Genomic DNA, 18,993 nt, shown 5'->3' with positions numbered 1-18,993 from the left:
GACGAAATTGCTGCATTGCGATATCCGGCCATCAACGAGTTGCATATGCAGTTGGAGCAAAGATACCCATGATCGGACTTGTGCTTGTCACTCATGGCAAGCTGGCGGATGAGTTTCGGCATGCTTTGGAGCATGTCGTCGGTCCGCAAAAAGCTATCGAGACCGTCTGCATAGGCCCCGAGGACGACATGGATCAGCGGCGTCAGGATATCCTCGACGCCGTCGAGAAGGCCAATCAAGGCGACGGCGTCATCATCCTGACGGATATGTTCGGCGGCACCCCTTCGAATCTCGCCATTTCGGTGATGCGCGGCGGCAGCGTCGAGGTCATCGCCGGCGTCAACCTGCCAATGCTGATCAAGCTCGCAGGCGTGCGCGGCGAAAGCGACATGGACAAGGCGCTGGTGGAAGCCTCCGAGGCGGGGCGCAAATACATCAACGTCGCCAGTCGGGTTCTGAGTGGAAAATGATGGATCACCGCCCCGACACGGCTCTGACGCGCGAACTGCTCATCGTCAACAAACGCGGCCTCCATGCGCGTGCCTCCGCGAAATTCGTGCAGACCGTCGAGACCTTCGACGCGGAGATCACCGTGTCCAAGGACGGCATGACCGTCGGCGGGACCTCGATCATGGGGCTGATGATGCTGGCGGCCAGCACCGGCTGCTCGGTCTTCGTCACCGCCAGCGGCGCTCAGGCCGAAGAGGCGCTCAACGCGCTGGATACGCTGGTTCGCGACAAGTTCGGCGAAGAGATGTGACCGATATAAACATATAAAGACCTCTTTATATGTCGGTTGCCCTCCACGGGGTTTCCTGATAGACGGAAGGCACGCTGCCCGCGATCGCGGGAGGCACTGTCATGCCGCCAAACGGCCATGTGGCCGCGCGGCCCTAGGATCAGCCTGGAGAACTTCATGAGCGCAACTCAGGACTATATCGTCGCCGACATCGGGCTTGCCGATTTCGGCCGCAAGGAAATCGCCATCGCCGAAACGGAAATGCCGGGCCTGATGGCCTGCCGCGAGGAGTTCGGCGCATCGAAGCCGCTGAAGGGCGCCCGCATCACCGGCTCGCTCCACATGACCATCCAGACCGCCGTGCTGATCGAGACGCTGGTTGCGCTCGGTGCCGAAGTGCGCTGGGCCTCGTGCAACATCTTCTCGACCCAGGACCACGCTGCCGCCGCCATCGCTGCAAGCGGCGTACCCGTCTTCGCCATCAAGGGCGAGACGCTGGAGGAATACTGGACCTACACCGACAAGATCTTCCAATGGGCCGACGGCGGCGTCTCGAACATGATTCTCGACGACGGCGGCGACGCGACCATGTACATCCTGCTCGGCGCCCGCGCCGAGGCCGGCGAGAACATTCTGACGAATCCGGGCTCCGAAGAAGAAGAGATCCTTTTCGCGCAGATCAAGAAGCGCCTCGCCGCGACACCGGGCTGGTTCACCAAGCAGCGTGACGCGATCAAGGGCGTGACGGAAGAAACGACCACGGGCGTCAACCGCCTGTACCAGCTCCAGGCCAAGGGCCTGCTGCCCTTCCCGGCGATCAACGTCAACGACAGCGTCACGAAGTCGAAGTTCGACAACAAGTACGGTTGCAAGGAATCGCTCGTCGACGGCATCCGCCGCGGCACCGACGTGATGATGGCCGGCAAGGTCGCGGTGGTCTGCGGCTACGGCGACGTCGGCAAGGGCTCGGCGGCTTCGCTCAGCGGCGCCGGCGCACGCGTCAAGGTCACGGAAGTCGACCCGATCTGCGCTCTCCAGGCGGCCATGGACGGCTTTGAAGTCGTCCAACTCGAAGACGTCGTATCATCCGCCGACATCTTCATCACCACCACCGGCAACAAGGACGTCATCCGCATCGAGCACATGCGCGCGATGAAGGACATGGCGATCGTCGGCAATATCGGCCATTTCGACAACGAGATTCAGGTCTCGGCGCTTCGGAACCTGAAGTGGACGAACGTCAAGCCGCAGGTCGATCTGATCGAGTTCCCGAAGGGCAACCGCATCATCCTGCTTTCGGAAGGCCGCCTGCTCAATCTCGGCAACGCCACCGGACATCCGTCCTTCGTCATGTCGGCATCCTTCTCCAACCAGGTTCTGGCGCAGATCGAGCTCTTCACCAAGGGCGATCAGTACAAGAACGAGGTCTACGTGCTGCCGAAGCAGCTCGACGAGAAGGTGGCGCGCCTGCATCTCACCAAGCTCGGCGCCAAGCTGACCGAGCTCTCGGAAGAACAGGCCTCCTATATCGGCGTCAAGCAGCAGGGTCCGTTCAAGGCCGAACACTACCGGTACTGATCCTTACCCGAGCAATCCACAACATCTTGTGGCCGCGATCTTGACAAGAGATCGCGGCCGCTTTTTTGGGGCTCGCACTTTCAGCCGAATCGTCAAAGAAGTATGTTTAGCTTATCGATTCGTTATGCCGGTGTGGATTTTTCGGGCCGGCGGCGCGGTCGAAATGGGATGTCTTGTCGGACAGGCGGCAAACAGACGGAGACAGACCGGAGATGCAATCGGAACTGACAGGAGCCTTTGAACGGGCTCCGGCGCGCGGGGGCGCAAGGTCGCCGGCACTTTCCGGACGAACGGGGACGGCGCCGTGAAAACACATGAATCCATGTCTTCTGCAGGACGGCAGGGGGCGCCGAGACTGCTCAAGCGGCTCCTTGCGGGAACGGTATTGCTTGCGGCAAGCGATGCCGCAGCTCAGGCCACCGATCCCGGCAGAAGCATATTCGGCACGACGGAGGTGGTGACCTTCTCCGTTTTGATCGGCGTCATTTCCGCCGCCATGATTTCGGCGATCTGGCTCATCCGCCAGCGCGGCAATATCGAGGCCGAGAACCGCGAGCTTCGTTCCAATCTATCCGACGCGAACCAGCGAATTTCCCGCTTCCAGGCTCTCATTGCGGACAAGAACAGGCGCATCGTGATCTGGGACGGGCTCGCAGAGCGCCCGGAATTCCTCGGTCAGCTTCCGGTCGAAACCGGCGCGCCGCAGGACGACCGGGACTTTCTCGCCTTCGGCCGCTGGATCAAGCCGCAATCGGCAGGTCTGCTCGAAAAGGCGATCGAATCCTTGCGTGCCCAGGCGCAGAGCTTCGATCTCGTGCTCGAAACCCAGCGTAACGAGGTCCTCGAGGCCCAGGGCCGCGTATCCGGCGGGCGGGCCTTCGTGCGCTTCATCGCGCTCAACAATCTCAGGGCCGAACTCGCCGAGTTGAAGCTCGAACGCGACCAGCTGCATGCTTCGCTTTCGACGGTTCGGACGCTGCTCGACGCGGTCGATCTTCCCGCGTGGCAGCGCGCAGGAGACGGCAGGCTCGAATGGGTCAATGCGGCCTATGCCAATGCGGTCGAAACCCAGAGCGCGAGCACGGCCGTCGCCGAAGAGCGCGAGCTGCTTGCGACCACGGCCCGCGAGCGGATCCGGGCGGTCTCGACGCTCCAGACGCCGTTCCGCGACAAGGTTTCGACGGTGGTCAGGGGCAACCGGACGTTTTTCGACGTCGTGGACGCCCGCACGCCCGCCGGCTCTGCCGGAATCGCGATCGACGTTTCCGGCATCGAGGCGGTGCGCGAGGAGCTGGCGCGGACGCTCAAGAGCCATGCCGAGACGCTCGAACACCTGGCGACGCCGGTGGCGATCTTCGACGGCAATCAGCGGCTGCAGTTCTACAATCAGGCTTTCCAGCGGCTTTGGGATCTCGACATGGGGTTCCTCGAGCGCAAGCCCGACAACGGCGAGGTGCTCGATCGGCTGCGTGCCGGCGGCAAGCTGCCGGAGCAGCTCAACTGGAAGCAATGGAAGACGAGTGCGCTTTCCGTCTATCAGGCAATCGACACGCAGTCCGATCTCTGGCACCTGCCGAACGGCCAGACGCTACGCGTTTTCGCCACCGCGCGGCCGCAGGGCGGCGCCACCTGGGTGTTCGAGAACCTGACCGAAAGGGTCGATCTGGAAACGCGCTACAACACGCTGGTCCAGGTCCAGGGCGAAACGATCGACCATCTCGCCGAAGGCGTCGCCGTTTTCGGACCCGACGGCCGCATCCGGCTCTCGAACCCGGCCTTCCGGGCGATCTGGGGCATCAACGAGACCGAGGCTCAGCCGGGCACCCATATCCGCGCGATCGAGCAGGCTTGTCTCGCCTCCTACGACCAGCCGGACGGCTGGAAGCGCTTCGCCCATATCATCACAAGCTTCGACGACGAGCGGCCGTCGAGCCGCGGCATTCTGGAGCTGCGCACCGGCCTCATCCTCGACTACGCGGTTATTCCGCTGCCCAACGCCCAGACGATGCTGACCTTCGTCAACATCACCGACAGCGTCCGCGTAGAGCGCGCGCTCACCGAAAAGAACGAAGCGCTGCGCAAGGCGGATGCGCTGAAGAACGATTTCGTGCACCACGTCTCCTACGAGCTGCGCTCGCCGCTGACGAACATCATCGGTTTTGCCGACCTTCTGAAAACGCCGGTGTTCGGCGAACTCAACGAGCGCCAGGCCGAATATGTCGACCACATTGCCACCTCCTCGTCGCTGCTTCTGACGATCGTCAACGACATCCTCGATCTTGCGACCGTCGATGCCGGCATCGTCGAGCTCGAACTCGCGGAAGTGAATCTCATCGATCTGATCGACGACGTGACGCAGCAGATGGGCGACCGGCTGATCGAGAGCGGCGTGTCGCTTCGAACCGAAGCGCCCGACAATCTCGGCCGCATCACCGCGGACCAGCAACGGCTGAAGCAGATCTTCATAAAGCTTCTCACCAATGCGGCGAATTTCGCCCCGGACGGAAGTACGATCGAGCTCAAATGCTGGCGCGAGGGGAGCGACTTTGCCTTCTCTGTCACCGACACGGGGCCAGGGATCCCGCAGGACGTTCTCAACACCGTGTTCAACCGCTTCGAAAGCTATGGCCAGCGCGGCGGCGCGGGCCTGGGCCTGTCCATCGTGGAGAGCTTCGTCAGTCTTCACCACGGCAATGTTTCGATCCGCAGCAAGGAGGGCGAAGGCACGGCAGTAACCTGCCGCATTCCCTCCGCCGAAGCGCCGAAGGTCATCGCGGCGGAATAGATGAACTAAATGAAATCTCTCGAACGTCTGCTGAAGGACGAGGCCGCCACCATCGAATTCGGCGAAGATCTCGCATTGGCGCTGAAGGGCGGCGAATGCGTCGCTCTCTCGGGCGACCTCGGCGCGGGAAAATCGACCCTGGCAAGGGCCTTCATCCGGGCCATGGCCGACGACGAGACGCTCGAGGTGCCCAGTCCCACCTTCACCCTGGTTCAAAGCTACGACCTCAGGATCCCGGTCGCTCATTTCGATCTCTACCGGCTCGCGGACGCATCCGAGCTTGACGAGCTCGGTTTCGACGAGGCGCTCGCCCACGGCATCTGTCTCGTGGAATGGCCGGAGAAGGCCGAGGAGGCGCTTCCGGCCGACCGAATCACCCTGACCTTCTCGCATGAAGACGAGGGCCGGCGCATTCACCTGACGGCTCCGGACGCGGCTTTCGAACGGATCAACCGCTCGCTTGCCATTCGCAAGTTCCTGCTCGATGCAGCCTATCCCGACGCCCGTCGGCGCCACCTGAGCGGCGACGCTTCGATCCGGGCCTATGAACGCATCGACACCGGGGATGGTGCGCCGGCGAAGATCTTGATGGATGCGCCGAGACACAAGCCGGGACCTATCCTCGAGGACGGCAAGTACTACCAGCAGCTCGCCCATATCGCCGAGGACGTCGTCCCCTTCGTCGCGATCTCGCAACTCCTGCGCAAACGTGGTTTCGCGGCACCGGCGATCTACGCGCGCGACCTCGACCAGGGTCTGCTTCTCATCGAAAACCTTGGGTCCGAAGGCATCCTCGACGCCGATGGCCGCCCCGTGGCGGAGCGCTACATCGAAGGCGCACGCCTTCTGGCCCGGCTGCATGCTCAGCCCGCGGAGCGCGACATCGCAGTGGCTGAAGGGGTGGTTCACCACATCCCCGCTTTCGACCGGACGGCGATCAAGATCGAAACCAGTCTGCTCGTCGACTGGTATCTCCCGTGGAAACGGGGGCGGCCTGCCTCAGACGATGAGCGGCGGGAATACTTCGCCGTATGGGATGGACTGATCGGCGTTCTCGCTTCCGCGGAGAAGAACCTGCTTCTGCGCGATTTCCACTCGCCGAACATTCTCTGGCGTCAGGACCGCACCGGCTTCGACCGAATCGGCATCATCGACTTCCAGGACGCGATGATCGGGCCGACAGCCTATGACGTGGCCTCGCTGGTGCAGGATGCGCGAGTGACGATCGAACCCGATCTCGCCCAGCGGATGATGACTGCCTACATCTCCGAGCGCCGTGGTCTGGGTCCCTTCGACGAGGCCGCCTTCCGGCGCGACTGGCATCTGATGGCCGCTCAGCGCAACTGCAAGCTCGCCGGAATTTGGGTGCGGCTCAAGGAGCGCGACGGCAAACCCGGCTACATGAAGCACATGCCGCGCACCTTCGCCTATCTCGAGCATGCGCTCTCCCATCAGGTGCTGACACCCTTGCGCGAATGGTGCATTAAGGCTGGAATCCTCGCTCCCGAATCAGCAAACCGTTAGGACACGATGCCCATCACCAATGCCATGGTGCTTGCGGCCGGACTGGGCACCCGCCTGCGGCCGGTCACCGACACGCTGCCGAAGCCGCTTGTCAGGATAGCCGGCAAGCCGATGATCGACTATGTGCTGGATCTGCTCGCCGCCGCGGGCGTCACCAGGGCCGTTGTGAACGTCCATCATTTCGCCGGCCAGATGGAGGAGCACCTCGGCCGGCGAGAGGCGCCGCATATCCTGATTTCGGACGAGCGGGATGCGCTGATGAATTCCGGCGGCGGGCTGGCGAAGGGCCTGAAACTGCTCGATGGCGGGCCGGTGCTCGTCATGAATGCCGACCTTTTCTGGATCGGCGAGAAGCCGCGGCAACCGTGCAACCTGAAAAAGCTTGCCGAGTTCTTCGATCCGGAGCGCATGGACATGGCGCTGCTCTGCGTGCGTCTCGAGAACACGACCGGGCACAACGGCAAACGGGATTTCTCGCTATCGGAAGACGGCCGGCTCACGCGCTATGAAGACGGCATGGCGAATCCCGTCGTCTATGCCGGCGCGATCGCCATGGACGCAGCGCTGCTTGCAGACGCGCCGGACGAGGCGTTCAACCTCAACATCTATTTCGACCGGGCGATCGCCAGGGGACGTCTTTTCGGTCTGATGCTCGAAGGGCACTGGATCACCGTCGGCTCGCCGGAAGCCATAGCGGAGGCCGAGGCTGCGATCCGCCGCTTCCGGCCGGAGGGATGAGGTGCCCGCACATCCGAACGTCTTCACGGTTCCCGCCGGCCTGCCTTTTCTGAGGACGGTCGCGGAAAGGCTCTGCAGTGGCGAGCTGACCCCGGGCTTCCGCTACGATCCGGCGCAGCCGCTGGCACTGGCCGGTGTGACGATCTTCGTGCCGACCCGGCGCTCCGCCCGCGTGCTGCGCTCGGAGTTCGTCGATCTGCTCGGCGGCCGATCGGCCATCCTGCCGATGATCCGGGCGCTCGGCGAGACCGACGACGACAGCGGCTTCTTCGACGCCGAGGTGCCGGCGATCCTCGACCTCGCGCCGCCGCTTTCCGGAACGGCAAGGCTCATCGAACTCGGCCGCCTCATTCTCGCCTGGCGAAACCGCCTGCCCCAGGTGGTCCTCGACATCCACGCGGAAAGCCCGCTGATCGCGCCGGCAAGCCCTGCCGACGCCATCTGGCTCGCGCGGAACCTCGCCGAACTCATCGACGCGATCGAGACCGAGGAACTCGATTGGGAGGCCCTCGACGGACTCGACGGCGGCGAACATGCGCTCTGGTGGCAACTGACGCTCGCCTTCCTCAAGATCGCCCGCACCTACTGGCCGGAGCGGCTGGCGGAACTCAAGCACTCCTCGCCCGCACGCCACCGCAATGCGGTGCTGAAAGCCGAAACCCAGCGTATCGCCGCCGGAAAAGTGAGCGGACCGATCATCATCGCCGGTTCGACCGGTTCGATCCCGGCGACGGCCGCCCTGATCGCCGCGGTCAAGGCGCTGCCGAACGGTACGATCGTGCTCCCGGGTCTCGACGGATCGATGAGCGACGCGGAGTGGCGGCTGATCGCCGGAGAGACCCCCGGCGCCGGCGCTTCTTCAAGGAGCCCGGCAAGCCGCACCCACCCGCAATATGGATTTCACCGTCTGCTCAAGCGCATGGGCATCGAACGCGGCGACGTGCCCGCCCTCGCGAGCGCTGCCGATGATCTCGATTATCGCAGCGCGGTCCTGTCGCGGGCGCTGTTGCCCGCCGACGCGACGAATGTCTGGATGGAGGCCCGCCAGAGCTTCGATGCGGATAGACTCCTGTCCGCCTTTGCGGATGTGGCGCTGATCGAAGCGGCGAACGAACGCGAAGAGGCAACCGCCATCGCGATCGCGCTTCGGCTCGCGCTCGAAGCCGATGAGGAGAGCCAGGCGGCGCTCATCACCCCCGACCGAGGGCTTGCGCGTCGCGTCGGCACCGAGCTTGCCCGCTTCGGTATAGAGGCGGACGATTCCGCAGGCATTCCGCTCTCGGCGACGCCGGCGGGCGCACTTGCCCGGCTGCTCTTGGAAGCGACGCTGAGGCCGGACGATCCGGTTGCCCTGGTCGCACTTCTCAAGCATCCGCTGGCGCGCTTCGGCCAGACGGCAGAGGGTGCGCGCCGAGCCGCGGACGTGCTGGAGCTCGCGGCCCTGCGCGGCGGCACCGATGCGGCCGACATATCGTCCTTGGAGGGGGTCATCGACAAGGCGCTCGACAGGCAGAAGACCGACCGGCACCCGCCGCCCTGGAGAGCGGGCATCGGCCCCGACGACATCGCCATCGCGCGCGCACTCGCACGCCGGATAGCCTCGGCGGTCGCCCCCCTGGCCAGCACTCTCTCTGCCGATCCGCAAACCGGCCGTCACCGCTCGGCCGTGCTGCCCCTTTCGGATTGGGCGGAGCGTACAGGGCGCGCTCTGGAGGCGGCCGCCATCGACGAGCAAGGCAACCTTGGGGCGCTCTGGGCTTCGGAAGCCGGCGAAATATTGGCGACGCTCCTCAGGGGCATCATCGAAACCGATGGCCAGATGGAGGCCGACGGACCGCAATGGTGCGACATTCTCGAGGCGCTTGCCGCAAGCGAAGCGGTCAAGCCGCGATCGATGCGCCATCCCCGCGTCTTCATTTTCGGAGCGCTTGAATCGCGCCTGCAAAGTGTGGACCTGGTGGTGCTCGGCGGCATGAACGAGGGCACCTGGCCGGGGCAGACCTCGAACGATCCGTTCCTTTCGCGAACGATGAAGGCGGGTATCGGACTGGAGCCGCCGGAGCGGCGAATCGGCCAGCTCGCGCATGATTTCCAGATGGCCTGCGGTACCCGCCGGCTGATCCTTTCGCGCTCCATGCGTCAGGGATCGGCGCCGACGGTGGCTTCCCGATGGCTGCAGCGCCTTCAGGCGCTCGGCGGCAAGAGGCTGACGGAACTGCTCAAGGCCAATGGCGCCGACTATCTCCACTGGATGCGCATTCTCGACCAAGGCGAGCGTCAGCCGTTGTCGGACCGGCCGGAGCCGAAGCCTCCCGCGGAGCTGCAGCCGCGAAAATATTCCTTCAGCGAGGTGACGCGCCTGCGCCGCGATCCCTATGCCGTCTACGCGAGGCGCATTCTCCGGCTGGAACCGATCCAACCGTTCAACCGCGATCCGGGGGCGGCGGAACGCGGCCTGCTTTATCACCGGATCGTCGATCGCTTTGTCAAGGGCGGCTTCGACCCGGCGACATGCGAGGGCGAGGAAGCGATGATCCGCCTCACCGACGAGGCTTTCGACGAGGAGAAACTGCCTGCGCATATCGACACCATCTGGCGGCCACGCTTCCAGGCAGTCGGAAGGGCGTTCCTCGAGTGGGAACGGGAGCGCCGGCACGGCATTGTGAACTCGTTCACCGAGGTTCCGGCGGCGATGGATCTCGGCATCGGAGATATCCGGCTGACCGGCATCGCCGACCGGCTGGATCGCCTGGCGGACGGAACGATCGACATCATCGACTACAAGACCGGATCGAGCCCCTCGCCCAAAGAGGCACGGGCACTTCTCGACCCGCAGCTGGCGCTCGAGGCGGCAGCGCTCAGGGCCGGGGCATTCCGTATGATCGGGCCGGCTCGGCCGCACTCCCTGCGCTATGTCCGGCTGAAGCCGGGCAGCCGGTTTGCCGTCGACACCGTCAACAACGAGGGCGCCCGTTCGAAGGAGACGAAATCCACCGAACAACTGGCGGACGAGTCGCTCGTCGAGCTCCGGAAGCTGCTTTCCGCGCTTATGAGCGGCAGGTTCGGTTTCGCCTCGCGCCTGATCGTTCAGAAACAGCGCGACTACGGCGGCGAATACGATCATCTGGCGCGCGTCGCCGAATGGGCGACCGCGGATGGCGAGGACGACGATGAGGAGTGATGCGACAGGCCCGGAGGAGAGAACCCCCGAGGGGTGGCTCGACTGGACGACGCAGCGGCAGGCGCTCGCCTCCGATCCCGCGCGTTCCGCCTGGGTTTCCGCCAATGCCGGCTCCGGCAAGACGCATGTGCTCACGCAGCGCGTCATCCGGCTTCTGCTTGCGGGCTGCCGGCCGTCCGCCATCCTCTGCCTGACCTACACGAAGGCGGCCGCTTCCGAGATGTCGAACCGCGTGTTCGAGAAACTCGCCGAATGGGCGACCCTCGACGATAGCACCCTCGAAAAGCGCATAGAGGCGATCGAAGGCAAGCGGCCGCCAACGGCCAAGATCCAGGAGGCCCGCCGGCTGTTCGCGCGCGCCCTGGAAACCCCGGGCGGACTGAAAATCCAGACGATTCATGCCTTCTGCGAGGCGCTTCTGCACCAGTTCCCGCTCGAGGCCAATGTCGCAGGGCATTTCTCCGTTCTCGACGACCGCGCAGCGGCGGTGCTGCTCGCCGACGCCCGCAGGGCTCTCTTGACCGCCACGGCAGCGGCAAGCGACCGGGAACTGGCGGAGGCCTTCGCCACAGTCCTCGATCTTGCCGACGATACCGGGCTTGAAAAGCTGCTTGCGGCGATCGTCGCCAACCGGGCGCCGATCCAGGCCTTTCTCGATCACGTCTCCGGACGCGGCGGGATGGACGCACATCTGCGGACGGCGCTCGGCCTCGAGCCCGGCGAGACCGCCGAGACTGCCATGGCCGCGGTCTGGCCGCTGGCGGGACTCAACGGCCCGGCACTCGATGACTATATCGACCTTGGATTGCGCCTCGGCGGCGCCAAGCCCTCTGCCATCGCAGAAGGCTTGCGGGCCGTCCGCGCGATCGAAGATGTCACCGCCCGCTATGCCAAACTCGTGGAACTCTTCTTCAACGGCGGCGGCAAGCCCAAGGCGGAATCGGCCTTTCTGAACGCTGCCATGCGCCGTGCAGCGCCGCAGCTCGAACTCAGGATGGAAGAGGCGCGCAGCCACATGCTCGCCTGCGTGGACCGCCTGAGCATCGTCCAGATGTACGGGGCGACCCGCGCCGCCCTCATTCTCGCCGAGAGGCTCAACCGCGACTACGAGGCGCTCAAGAAGGCACGCAGCCAGCTCGATTTCGAGGATCTCATCAACCGCACGGCGGCACTGCTTGCCCGAAGCGACGTCGGCGCCTGGGTGCACTACAAGCTGGATCAGGGGATCGACCATATCCTCGTCGACGAGGCGCAGGATACGAGTCCTGCGCAATGGGCGATCATCCAGTCGCTCGCGGCGGATTTCTTTGCCGGCGAAACGGCGCGCGCGGATGACCGAACGATTTTCGCCGTCGGCGACGAGAAGCAGTCGATCTACTCCTTCCAGGGAGCCCGGCCGGAGCGCTTCTCGCGTGAGAGCACGTTGACGGAGCGGCGGGTGCGCGCGGGCAACAGACACTTCAGCCCCATCCGCCTGCAGCTTTCTTTCCGCTCGACGGTGGACGTGCTCTCCGCCGTCGATACGGTCTTTGCAAATTCCGGGAATGCGAGAGGTCTGAGCGCTCGGAGCGAGGCGATCGTGCATGCGTCGAATCGGATCGGCCAGCCGGGCGCCGTCGACCTCTGGGATGTGATCGCGCCCGAGCCGGCGGCTTCGGAAGAGGATTGGACCGCTCCTTTCGACGCGACGCCCGAGCGCGCGCCGGTCAACATCCTCGCCCGGCGCATTGCAGCGGTCCTCGAGGATTGGATCGGCCAGGAGACGGTGATCGAAAAAGGCGTGCGCCGAGCCATGCGGCCCGGCGACGTCATCGTGCTGGTGCGCAAACGCGACGCCTTCGTCAATGCCCTGACGCGCGCCCTCAAGCGGCGGGGCAATATCCCCGTCGCCGGCGCGGACCGACTGGTTCTGACCAGCCATATCGCCGTGCAGGACCTGATCGCGCTCGGCCGGTTCGTGCTTCTGCCCGAGGACGATCTGTCGCTCGCGGCGCTGCTGAAGAGCCCGCTCCTCGGTTTTGCCGAGGAGGATGTCTTCGAACTCGCCGCACGGCGGACCGAGGGCGAAAGCCTCTGGCGACGGCTGCGTCAGGCGGGCGCGGAGGAGACGAGCCGTTATCACGGAGCGGTCCGCACGCTTTCGCGTTATGCCGGCCTGGCGCGGGAACTGCTGCCGCACGATTTCTATGCCCGCGTCCTCGGCGCCGATGGCGGACGGCGTGCCTTCCTGGCGCGGCTCGGCAGCGAAGTCAGCGATATTCTCGACGAATTCCTCACCTTCGCTCTCGATCATGAAAGGAGCGGTCTGCCGGGCCTGCAGGCTTTCATCTCGACGCTGGAGATCGAAGCGCCCACGGTCAAGCGCGAACAGGACAAGGAACGCGACGAGGTTCGCGTTATGACCGTACATGCCGCCAAGGGCCTCGAGGCGCCGGTCGCCTTCCTGGTCGACGGCGGCGGCGAGGCCTTCGTCCGCCAGCAGGTCTCGGACCTTCGCTTCGTGGAGAAAACGCAGGCCGATCATTCCGGGCTCACGGTCCCGGTCTGGCGCGCGCCGGGTTCTGCGCCGAACTCGCTCATCGCCGCCGACAACGAGCGGCTGAAGAAGCTCGCCGAGGAGGAATACCGCCGGCTCCTCTATGTCGGCATGACGCGCGCAGCCGACCGCCTGATCGTCTGCGGCTATCGCGGACAGCGGCAGAACACCGACACCTGGCATTCGATGGTGCAGGGAACGCTGGCACAGGACCTGAAGGGCCGCGGAACGCCGAGGCTTTTCCGCGCCGGAAGCGAGGAGTGGCAGGGCATTGCCTGGCGCGAAGCGCATGTGCCGCGCGACCTCCCGACGTCCGAAGGCGGATCCGAAGAATCGCAACGGCCGACAGCCGGCTTGCCGACGGCGCTTTTCACGCCTCCGGCCGCGCCGCGGCGGCTGCCCCGGCCTCTTGCCCCGTCCGGCACGACCATCGCAATCGACGACCCCGACGGCGAAGCGATCGTCGGCTCGGCCCTTTTCGCCGGGAAGAGCGCGCCGAATTTCTCGATGCTCCGCGGCGCGATCCTGCACCGGTTGCTGCAGGTTCTTCCGTCGGTCGACGGCCGCGAGCGCCTGGCCGCGGCGGAGCGCTATCTCGCCCGTTCCGTGCCGCGCTGGCCCGAAGCCGAACGGCGCGCACTTGCCGGGAACGTCATGGACGTGCTCGACCATGCGGATCTGCAACCGCTTTTCGGCGAGCACAGCCGGGCGGAAGTCTCCGTCATGGGGACGCTGAAGCTCGGGACACGCGAATTCGCCGTATCGGGCCGTATCGACCGTCTGGCCGTCACCGGCGACATTGTGACGATCGCCGATTACAAGACCAACCGCGAAATCCCGGAATCGCCCGAAGAGATCGCGCCGGTCTACAGAAACCAGCTCGCGATCTATCGCGAAATCCTAAAACCTCTTTACGCCGGCAAGCGTTTCCGATGCGTGCTGATCTTCACCGAAGGCCCGGCGATCCGGGTGCTTCCCGAGCCGATGCTAGACAGGAGTCTTGAAGAGCTCGCGACAAAGTGAGATACACGATATTGAAAATCCGGTGGCGATGCCTCACATGAGACACAACATCTGGACACTGCCATTCCGAAGGAGCACCCGATGGCTACTGTGAAAGTCGATACTTCCAATTTTCAGAAAGAAGTTCTGAACTCGGCCGAACCGGTCGTCGTCGACTTCTGGGCGGAATGGTGCGGCCCGTGCAAGATGATTGCGCCGAGCCTCGAAGAAATCGCAACCGAGCTTGCCGGCAAGGTCAAGGTCGTCAAGCTCAACATCGACGAAAACCCCGAACTCGCGGCGCAATACGGCGTCCGTTCGATCCCGACGCTCGCCATGTTCAAGGGCGGCGAAGTCGCCGACATCAAGGTCGGCGCCGCACCGAAGACGGCGCTCAGCTCCTGGATTTCGAACGCGGTGGCTTGATCCGCCAGGACTTCAATCCGACAATGCGAAGCCCGGCCTGGCCGGGCTTTTTTTCGCCTGAAATCGTCGTGATCTAGCGCGGCGGCGTGCCGTTTTCCGCGAGCACGTCGCCGACCAGGTAGAGGGAGCCGCCGATCAGCACGCGCGGCGGCACGGGGTCCTCGTCGGTGAGTTCCGCGATCTGCCCGAGCGCTTCGGCGACCGAGGAGGTTGCATTGGCCTCGAGCCCGGCTGCGGCCGCATCGGCGGCCAGCGCCAGCGGGTCCAGTCCCGCGTCGGACCCGTGCACCGGCACGGTGAAGACCTGTTCCGTCAGATCGAGGAAAGCCTTGAAATAGCCGATCGGTTCCTTGGTATTGATCATGCCGATGATCAGGAAGAGCGGTCGCGGGTCGCGCTCCTCGAAGGTGGCCATCGCCTCGGCAATGACGTGGCCGGCGCCCGGATTGTGTCCGCCGTCGATCCATATCTCGGCGCCCGGCGGGCAGAAATGCGAGAGCCTGCCGCCGGGGAGGCGCTGCAGGCGCCCGGGCCACTCGACGCCGGCCAGCCCTTTCTCGATGGCCGCCTCGGGAACATCGAAACCGGCTGCCCGAACGGCACGGATCGCCGCCGCGGCATTGGCATATTGATGCCGGCCCGGCAGGCGCGGCAGCGGCAGATCCGCAAGGCCGTTCTCATCCTGGAAGATCAGCCTGCCGAACTCCTCATGCGCCATGAAATCCTGTCCGTAGACGGATATGGGGCAGCCGAGACGTTCGGCGGTCGCGATCAGCACATTGCGTGCGCCCTCTTCCTCCTGGTGGCCGATCACCACCGGGCAGCCCCGCTTCATTATCCCCGCCTTCTCCGCAGCGATCAGTTCGACCCGGTCGCCGAGATAGGCCTGATGATCGAGCGAGATCGGCATGATCACGGAGACGGCCGGCCGGGCAATGACATTGGTCGCGTCATATCGTCCGCCGAGGCCGACTTCTATGATCGCGACATCGGCCGGATGCTCCGCGAAGAGCAGGAAAGTGACCGCGGTCAGGATTTCGAAGACGGTGATCTTCTCACCGCCATTCGCTTCGGCAACGCGCCGTACGGCATCGGCAAGCACGGGGTCGCTGACCAGGGCGCCCTTGCCGCCCTTTACACCCAGGCGATAGCGCTCGTGCCAATTCACCAGATGCGGCGACGTGTGAACATGGACGCTGAGGCCCGCGGCCTCCAGGATCGCCCGGCAGAAGGCCGTGACCGAGCCCTTGCCGTTGGTGCCGGCCACGTGGATGACCGGCGGCAGGCGCTCGTGAGGATTGCCGAGGGCGGCAAGCAGCCGCGTGATCCTGTCGAGCGAAAGGTCGAACCCTTTGGGATGCAGGGCGAGAAGCTTCTCGATCTCCTGCGCCGCCTCGCTGACCTGTGTCGCCGTCATGATGGTAGCCCTAATCTAGGCGCTCGCGGCCACCGGCAGCGGGGCCAACTCCGTCGCGGTATCGCGCTTGACCGCCTTGGCCGGCTTCTTCATCAGAATGTTGAGAACGCGCGCGAGCGTCTCCGGGATGTCGTGGCGCTTGACGACCATGTCGACCATGCCATGCTCCAGCAGATATTCCGAAGTCTGGAAGCCATCGGGAAGCTTTTCCCGCAGCGTCTGCTCGATCACCCGCTTGCCGGCAAAGCCGATTTCCGCGCCTGGCTCGGCCATGTGGATATCGCCCAGCATCGCATAGGATGCGGTGACGCCGCCGGTCGTCGGGTTCGTGAGGACGACGATATAGGGAAGCCCCGCTTCCTTGAGCATGTTCAGGGCTACGGTCGTGCGCGGCAGCTGCATCAGCGACAGGATGCCTTCCTGCATGCGAGCGCCGCCCGAGGCCGGGAACATCACCAGCGGGCACTTCTCCGCTATCGCGCGCTCGAAGGCCTTCACGATCGCTTCGCCCGCGGCAATGCCCAGCGACCCGCCGATGAAGTTGAACTCATGCGCGACGGCGACGAGCTTGATGCCCTGGACCTGGCCGAGGCCGGCAACGATCGTGTCATCGAGTTCGGTCTTGGCGCGGCTGTCGCGCAGGCGATCGGAGTATTTCTTCGAGTCGCGGAACTTAAGCGGGTCCTGCGCCACCTTGGGCTGCGGGAAGGCCTCGTAGATTCCGCCGTCGAAGAGATCCTTCAAACGGGCCTTCGCCGGCATCTTCATGTGGAAGCCGGATTGCGGGATGACCCATTTGTTCTCTTCCAGATCGCGATGGAACACCATCTCGCCCGTTTCAGGGCACTTGATCCAGAGGTTCTCCGGAACTTCCCTGCGGCCGAGCATCGAGTTGATCTTCGGCCGAACGTAGTTTGTGATCCAGTTCAATTAAGCAGTCTCCTGAAGATTTTCCTTCGGCTTGTGCGCGTCAATATGGGCAATTATTCGGCTGCAGCAAGCCGTGCCGCCCGTACGCCGGCCGCAAGCCCCCTGACGAGCGCTTCGACGCCCGGGACCGTCGCTTCCGTTGCCTGGCCTTCTTCGGTCAAGCTCGACGCGATCTGATTGACGATCGCCGTGCCGACGACGACGCCGTCTGCGGATGCGCCGATGGCGCGCGCATGGTCGGCGGTCTTCACCCCGAAGCCGACGCAGACAGGCAAGGGCGTATGCGCCTTGATGCGTGCGACCGCTCCGGCGATCAACGACGGATCGGGCAGCGCCGAGCCGGTGATCCCGGTCATCGACACGTAATACACGAAACCCGACGTGTTTTCGAGAACCTTGGGCAGGCGGCGATCGTCCGTCGTGGGCGTTGCCAGGCGGATGAAGCTGATGCCCTTCTCAAGCGCAGGAATGCACAGTTCGTCGTCCATTTCCGGCGGCAGGTCCACGACGATCAGGCCGTCGACGCCGGCCTCGAGCGCGTCCTCCAGGAACCGCTCGACGCCATAGATATAGATCGGGTTGTAATAGCCCATCAGCACGATGGGGGTGCGCTGGTCCTCCGCCCGGAAGAGCCGGGCGAGCTCCAGCGTCTTGGCGAGCGACTGCCCGGCCTTCAGCGCGCGCTGGCCGGCGAGCTGGATCGCCGGTCCATCGGCCATCGGGTCGGAAAAAGGCACGCCGAGTTCGATGATGTCGGCACCCGCCTGCCGCAGCGCCTTCATGATCGCCAGCGACGTTTCGAAATCCGGGTCGCCGCCCATGAAATAGGTCACGAGAACCGGGCGCCCCTCGGCCGCGACGTCGGCGAACCGTTGCTCCATGCGTGCGGTCATGATCTTTACTGCCCCATACCGAGAATTTTGCCGACGGTGAAAATGTCCTTGTCGCCGCGACCGGAGAGATTCATCAGGATGATCTCGTCCTTGCCCATCTTCGGCGCGCGCTTGATGACTTCGGCAAGCGCATGGGACGGTTCGAGCGCCGGGATGATGCCTTCGAGCCGCGTCAATGTCTGAAAGGCCTCGAGCGCCTCATGGTCCATGATCGGCACATATTCGACGCGGCCGATGTCGTTCAGCCAGGCATGTTCCGGTCCGATGCCCGGATAATCGAGCCCGGCCGAGATCGAATGGCCTTCCTTGATCTGGCCGTCACCGTCCTGAAGAAGATAGGTGCGGTTGCCGTGGAGCACGCCGGGCGAACCGGCGGTGAGCGAAGCGCAGTGCTCGTCGCCGTCGAGCCCCTTGCCACCCGCTTCCACGCCGACGATCCTGACGCCCTCGTCGTCGAGGAACGAATGGAAGATGCCGATCGCATTGGAACCGCCGCCCACGGCAGCGACCACGAGATCGGGAAGCCGGCCTTCGGCTTCGAGGATCTGCCGCTTGGCTTCCTCACCGATGACTGCCTGGAAGTCGCGCACCATCTCCGGATAGGGATGCGGGCCGGCAGCCGTGCCGATCAGGTAATAGGTGCTGTCGACATTGGTCACCCAGTCGCGCAACGCCTCGTTCATGGCGTCCTTGAGGGTGCCGTTGCCGGCGGTCACCGGCTTCACCTCGGCGCCGAGAAGCTTCATGCGGAAGACGTTCGGCGCCTGCCGCTCCACGTCGGTCGCACCCATATAGACCACGCAGGGCAGGCCGAAGCGCGCCGCGACCGTCGCCGATGCCACTCCGTGCTGGCCGGCGCCGGTTTCCGCGATGATGCGGGTCTTGCCCATGCGCTTGGCGAGCAGGATCTGACCGATGCAATTGTTGATCTTGTGGGAGCCCGTGTGATTGAGCTCCTCGCGCTTGAAATAGATCTTGGCGCCGCCGAGTTCGGCCGTCAGGCGCTCGGCGAAATAGAGCGGGCTCGGCCGGCCGATATAGTGGGTGCCGAGATTTTCGAGCTCTGCCTTGAAGGCCGGATCGTTCTTCGCCCTCGCCCACTCATCCTGGAGATCGAGGATCAGCGGCATCAGCGTCTCGGCGACGAAGCGCCCGCCGAATATGCCGAAACGGCCCTCTTCATCGGGTCCGGACCTGAAGGAGTTCGGTTTAGGCGGTTGATTCACGTCTTGCTCCCTGATCGC

Annotated in this window: 13 protein-coding genes; 9 read left to right on the top strand and 4 right to left on the bottom strand. The window is 64.6% G+C overall.

The window, feature by feature from the left end; genetic code table 11:
• The first annotated feature begins 68 nt into the window (after positions 1-68).
• The 9 genes from CN933_RS16955 (at position 69) to trxA (ending at position 14,509) form a co-directional block, all read left to right on the top strand.
• Positions 69-470, top strand: coding sequence for a PTS sugar transporter subunit IIA (locus CN933_RS16955; protein ID WP_018098657.1), 402 nt, complete (start codon positions 69-71; stop codon positions 468-470).
• The gene (locus CN933_RS16950) at positions 467-760 is read left to right on the top strand and encodes an HPr family phosphocarrier protein (RefSeq protein ID WP_018098658.1); all 294 of its coding nucleotides are present in this window, start codon (positions 467-469) and stop codon (positions 758-760) included. The genes CN933_RS16955 and CN933_RS16950 overlap by 4 nt, the downstream gene beginning before the upstream one ends.
• Before the next feature lie 156 nt (positions 761-916).
• Positions 917-2,317 (top strand): adenosylhomocysteinase, encoded by a 1,401-nt coding sequence (gene ahcY / locus CN933_RS16945; RefSeq protein ID WP_018098659.1) that lies wholly within the window; start codon positions 917-919, stop codon positions 2,315-2,317.
• 304 nt (positions 2,318-2,621) lie between these two features.
• Positions 2,622-5,102, top strand: coding sequence for a sensor histidine kinase (locus tag CN933_RS16940; protein ID WP_018098660.1), 2,481 nt, complete (start codon positions 2,622-2,624; stop codon positions 5,100-5,102).
• Positions 5,103-5,111: 9 nt separating this feature from the next.
• Positions 5,112-6,626: a bifunctional tRNA (adenosine(37)-N6)-threonylcarbamoyltransferase complex ATPase subunit type 1 TsaE/phosphotransferase gene (locus tag CN933_RS16935; protein WP_018098661.1), complete on the top strand. Its 1,515-nt coding sequence runs from the start codon at positions 5,112-5,114 to the stop codon at positions 6,624-6,626.
• A 6-nt stretch (positions 6,627-6,632) separates the two neighbouring features.
• Positions 6,633-7,364: a nucleotidyltransferase family protein gene (locus tag CN933_RS16930; protein WP_018098662.1), complete on the top strand. Its 732-nt coding sequence runs from the start codon at positions 6,633-6,635 to the stop codon at positions 7,362-7,364.
• A 1-nt stretch (position 7,365) separates the two neighbouring features.
• Positions 7,366-10,545, top strand: a complete 3,180-nt coding sequence (gene addB, locus CN933_RS16925) for a double-strand break repair protein AddB (RefSeq protein WP_018098663.1) — start codon at positions 7,366-7,368, stop codon at positions 10,543-10,545.
• On the top strand, positions 10,535-14,104 hold the full coding sequence (addA, locus tag CN933_RS16920) for a double-strand break repair helicase AddA (RefSeq protein ID WP_102761832.1): 3,570 nt from the start codon (positions 10,535-10,537) through the stop codon (positions 14,102-14,104). The genes addB and addA overlap by 11 nt, the downstream gene beginning before the upstream one ends.
• Before the next feature lie 81 nt (positions 14,105-14,185).
• Positions 14,186-14,509 carry a thioredoxin gene (gene trxA / locus CN933_RS16915; RefSeq protein WP_018098665.1) on the top strand — a complete coding sequence of 108 codons (324 nt, stop codon included), beginning with the start codon at positions 14,186-14,188 and terminating at the stop codon, positions 14,507-14,509.
• A 73-nt stretch (positions 14,510-14,582) separates the two neighbouring features.
• Here trxA and CN933_RS16910 read toward each other — a convergent pair whose 3' ends face one another.
• Genes CN933_RS16910 through trpB form a run of 4 tightly spaced genes read right to left on the bottom strand, consistent with a single transcriptional unit; the run spans position 14,583 to position 18,975 of the window.
• Positions 14,583-15,926: a bifunctional folylpolyglutamate synthase/dihydrofolate synthase gene (locus tag CN933_RS16910; RefSeq protein ID WP_018098666.1), complete on the bottom strand. Its 1,344-nt coding sequence runs from the start codon at positions 15,924-15,926 to the stop codon at positions 14,583-14,585.
• 15 nt (positions 15,927-15,941) lie between these two features.
• Positions 15,942-16,856, bottom strand: coding sequence for an acetyl-CoA carboxylase, carboxyltransferase subunit beta (gene accD / locus CN933_RS16905; RefSeq protein ID WP_018098667.1), 915 nt, complete (start codon positions 16,854-16,856; stop codon positions 15,942-15,944).
• A gap of 53 nt (positions 16,857-16,909) precedes the next feature.
• Positions 16,910-17,749 carry a tryptophan synthase subunit alpha gene (gene trpA / locus CN933_RS16900; protein ID WP_018098668.1) on the bottom strand — a complete coding sequence of 280 codons (840 nt, stop codon included), beginning with the start codon at positions 17,747-17,749 and terminating at the stop codon, positions 16,910-16,912.
• 5 nt (positions 17,750-17,754) lie between these two features.
• Entirely contained in the window at positions 17,755-18,975 is a 1,221-nt protein-coding gene (gene trpB, locus CN933_RS16895) for a tryptophan synthase subunit beta (protein ID WP_018098669.1), read from the bottom strand.
• Positions 18,976-18,993: the final 18 nt, after the last annotated feature.

Origin of the sequence: Sinorhizobium sp. M4_45 (assembly GCF_002885915.1) — a bacterium.
Classification (GTDB): Bacteria; Pseudomonadota; Alphaproteobacteria; order Rhizobiales; family Rhizobiaceae; genus Sinorhizobium; species Sinorhizobium meliloti_A.
This window is presented reverse-complemented; position numbering and strand designations above follow the sequence as displayed.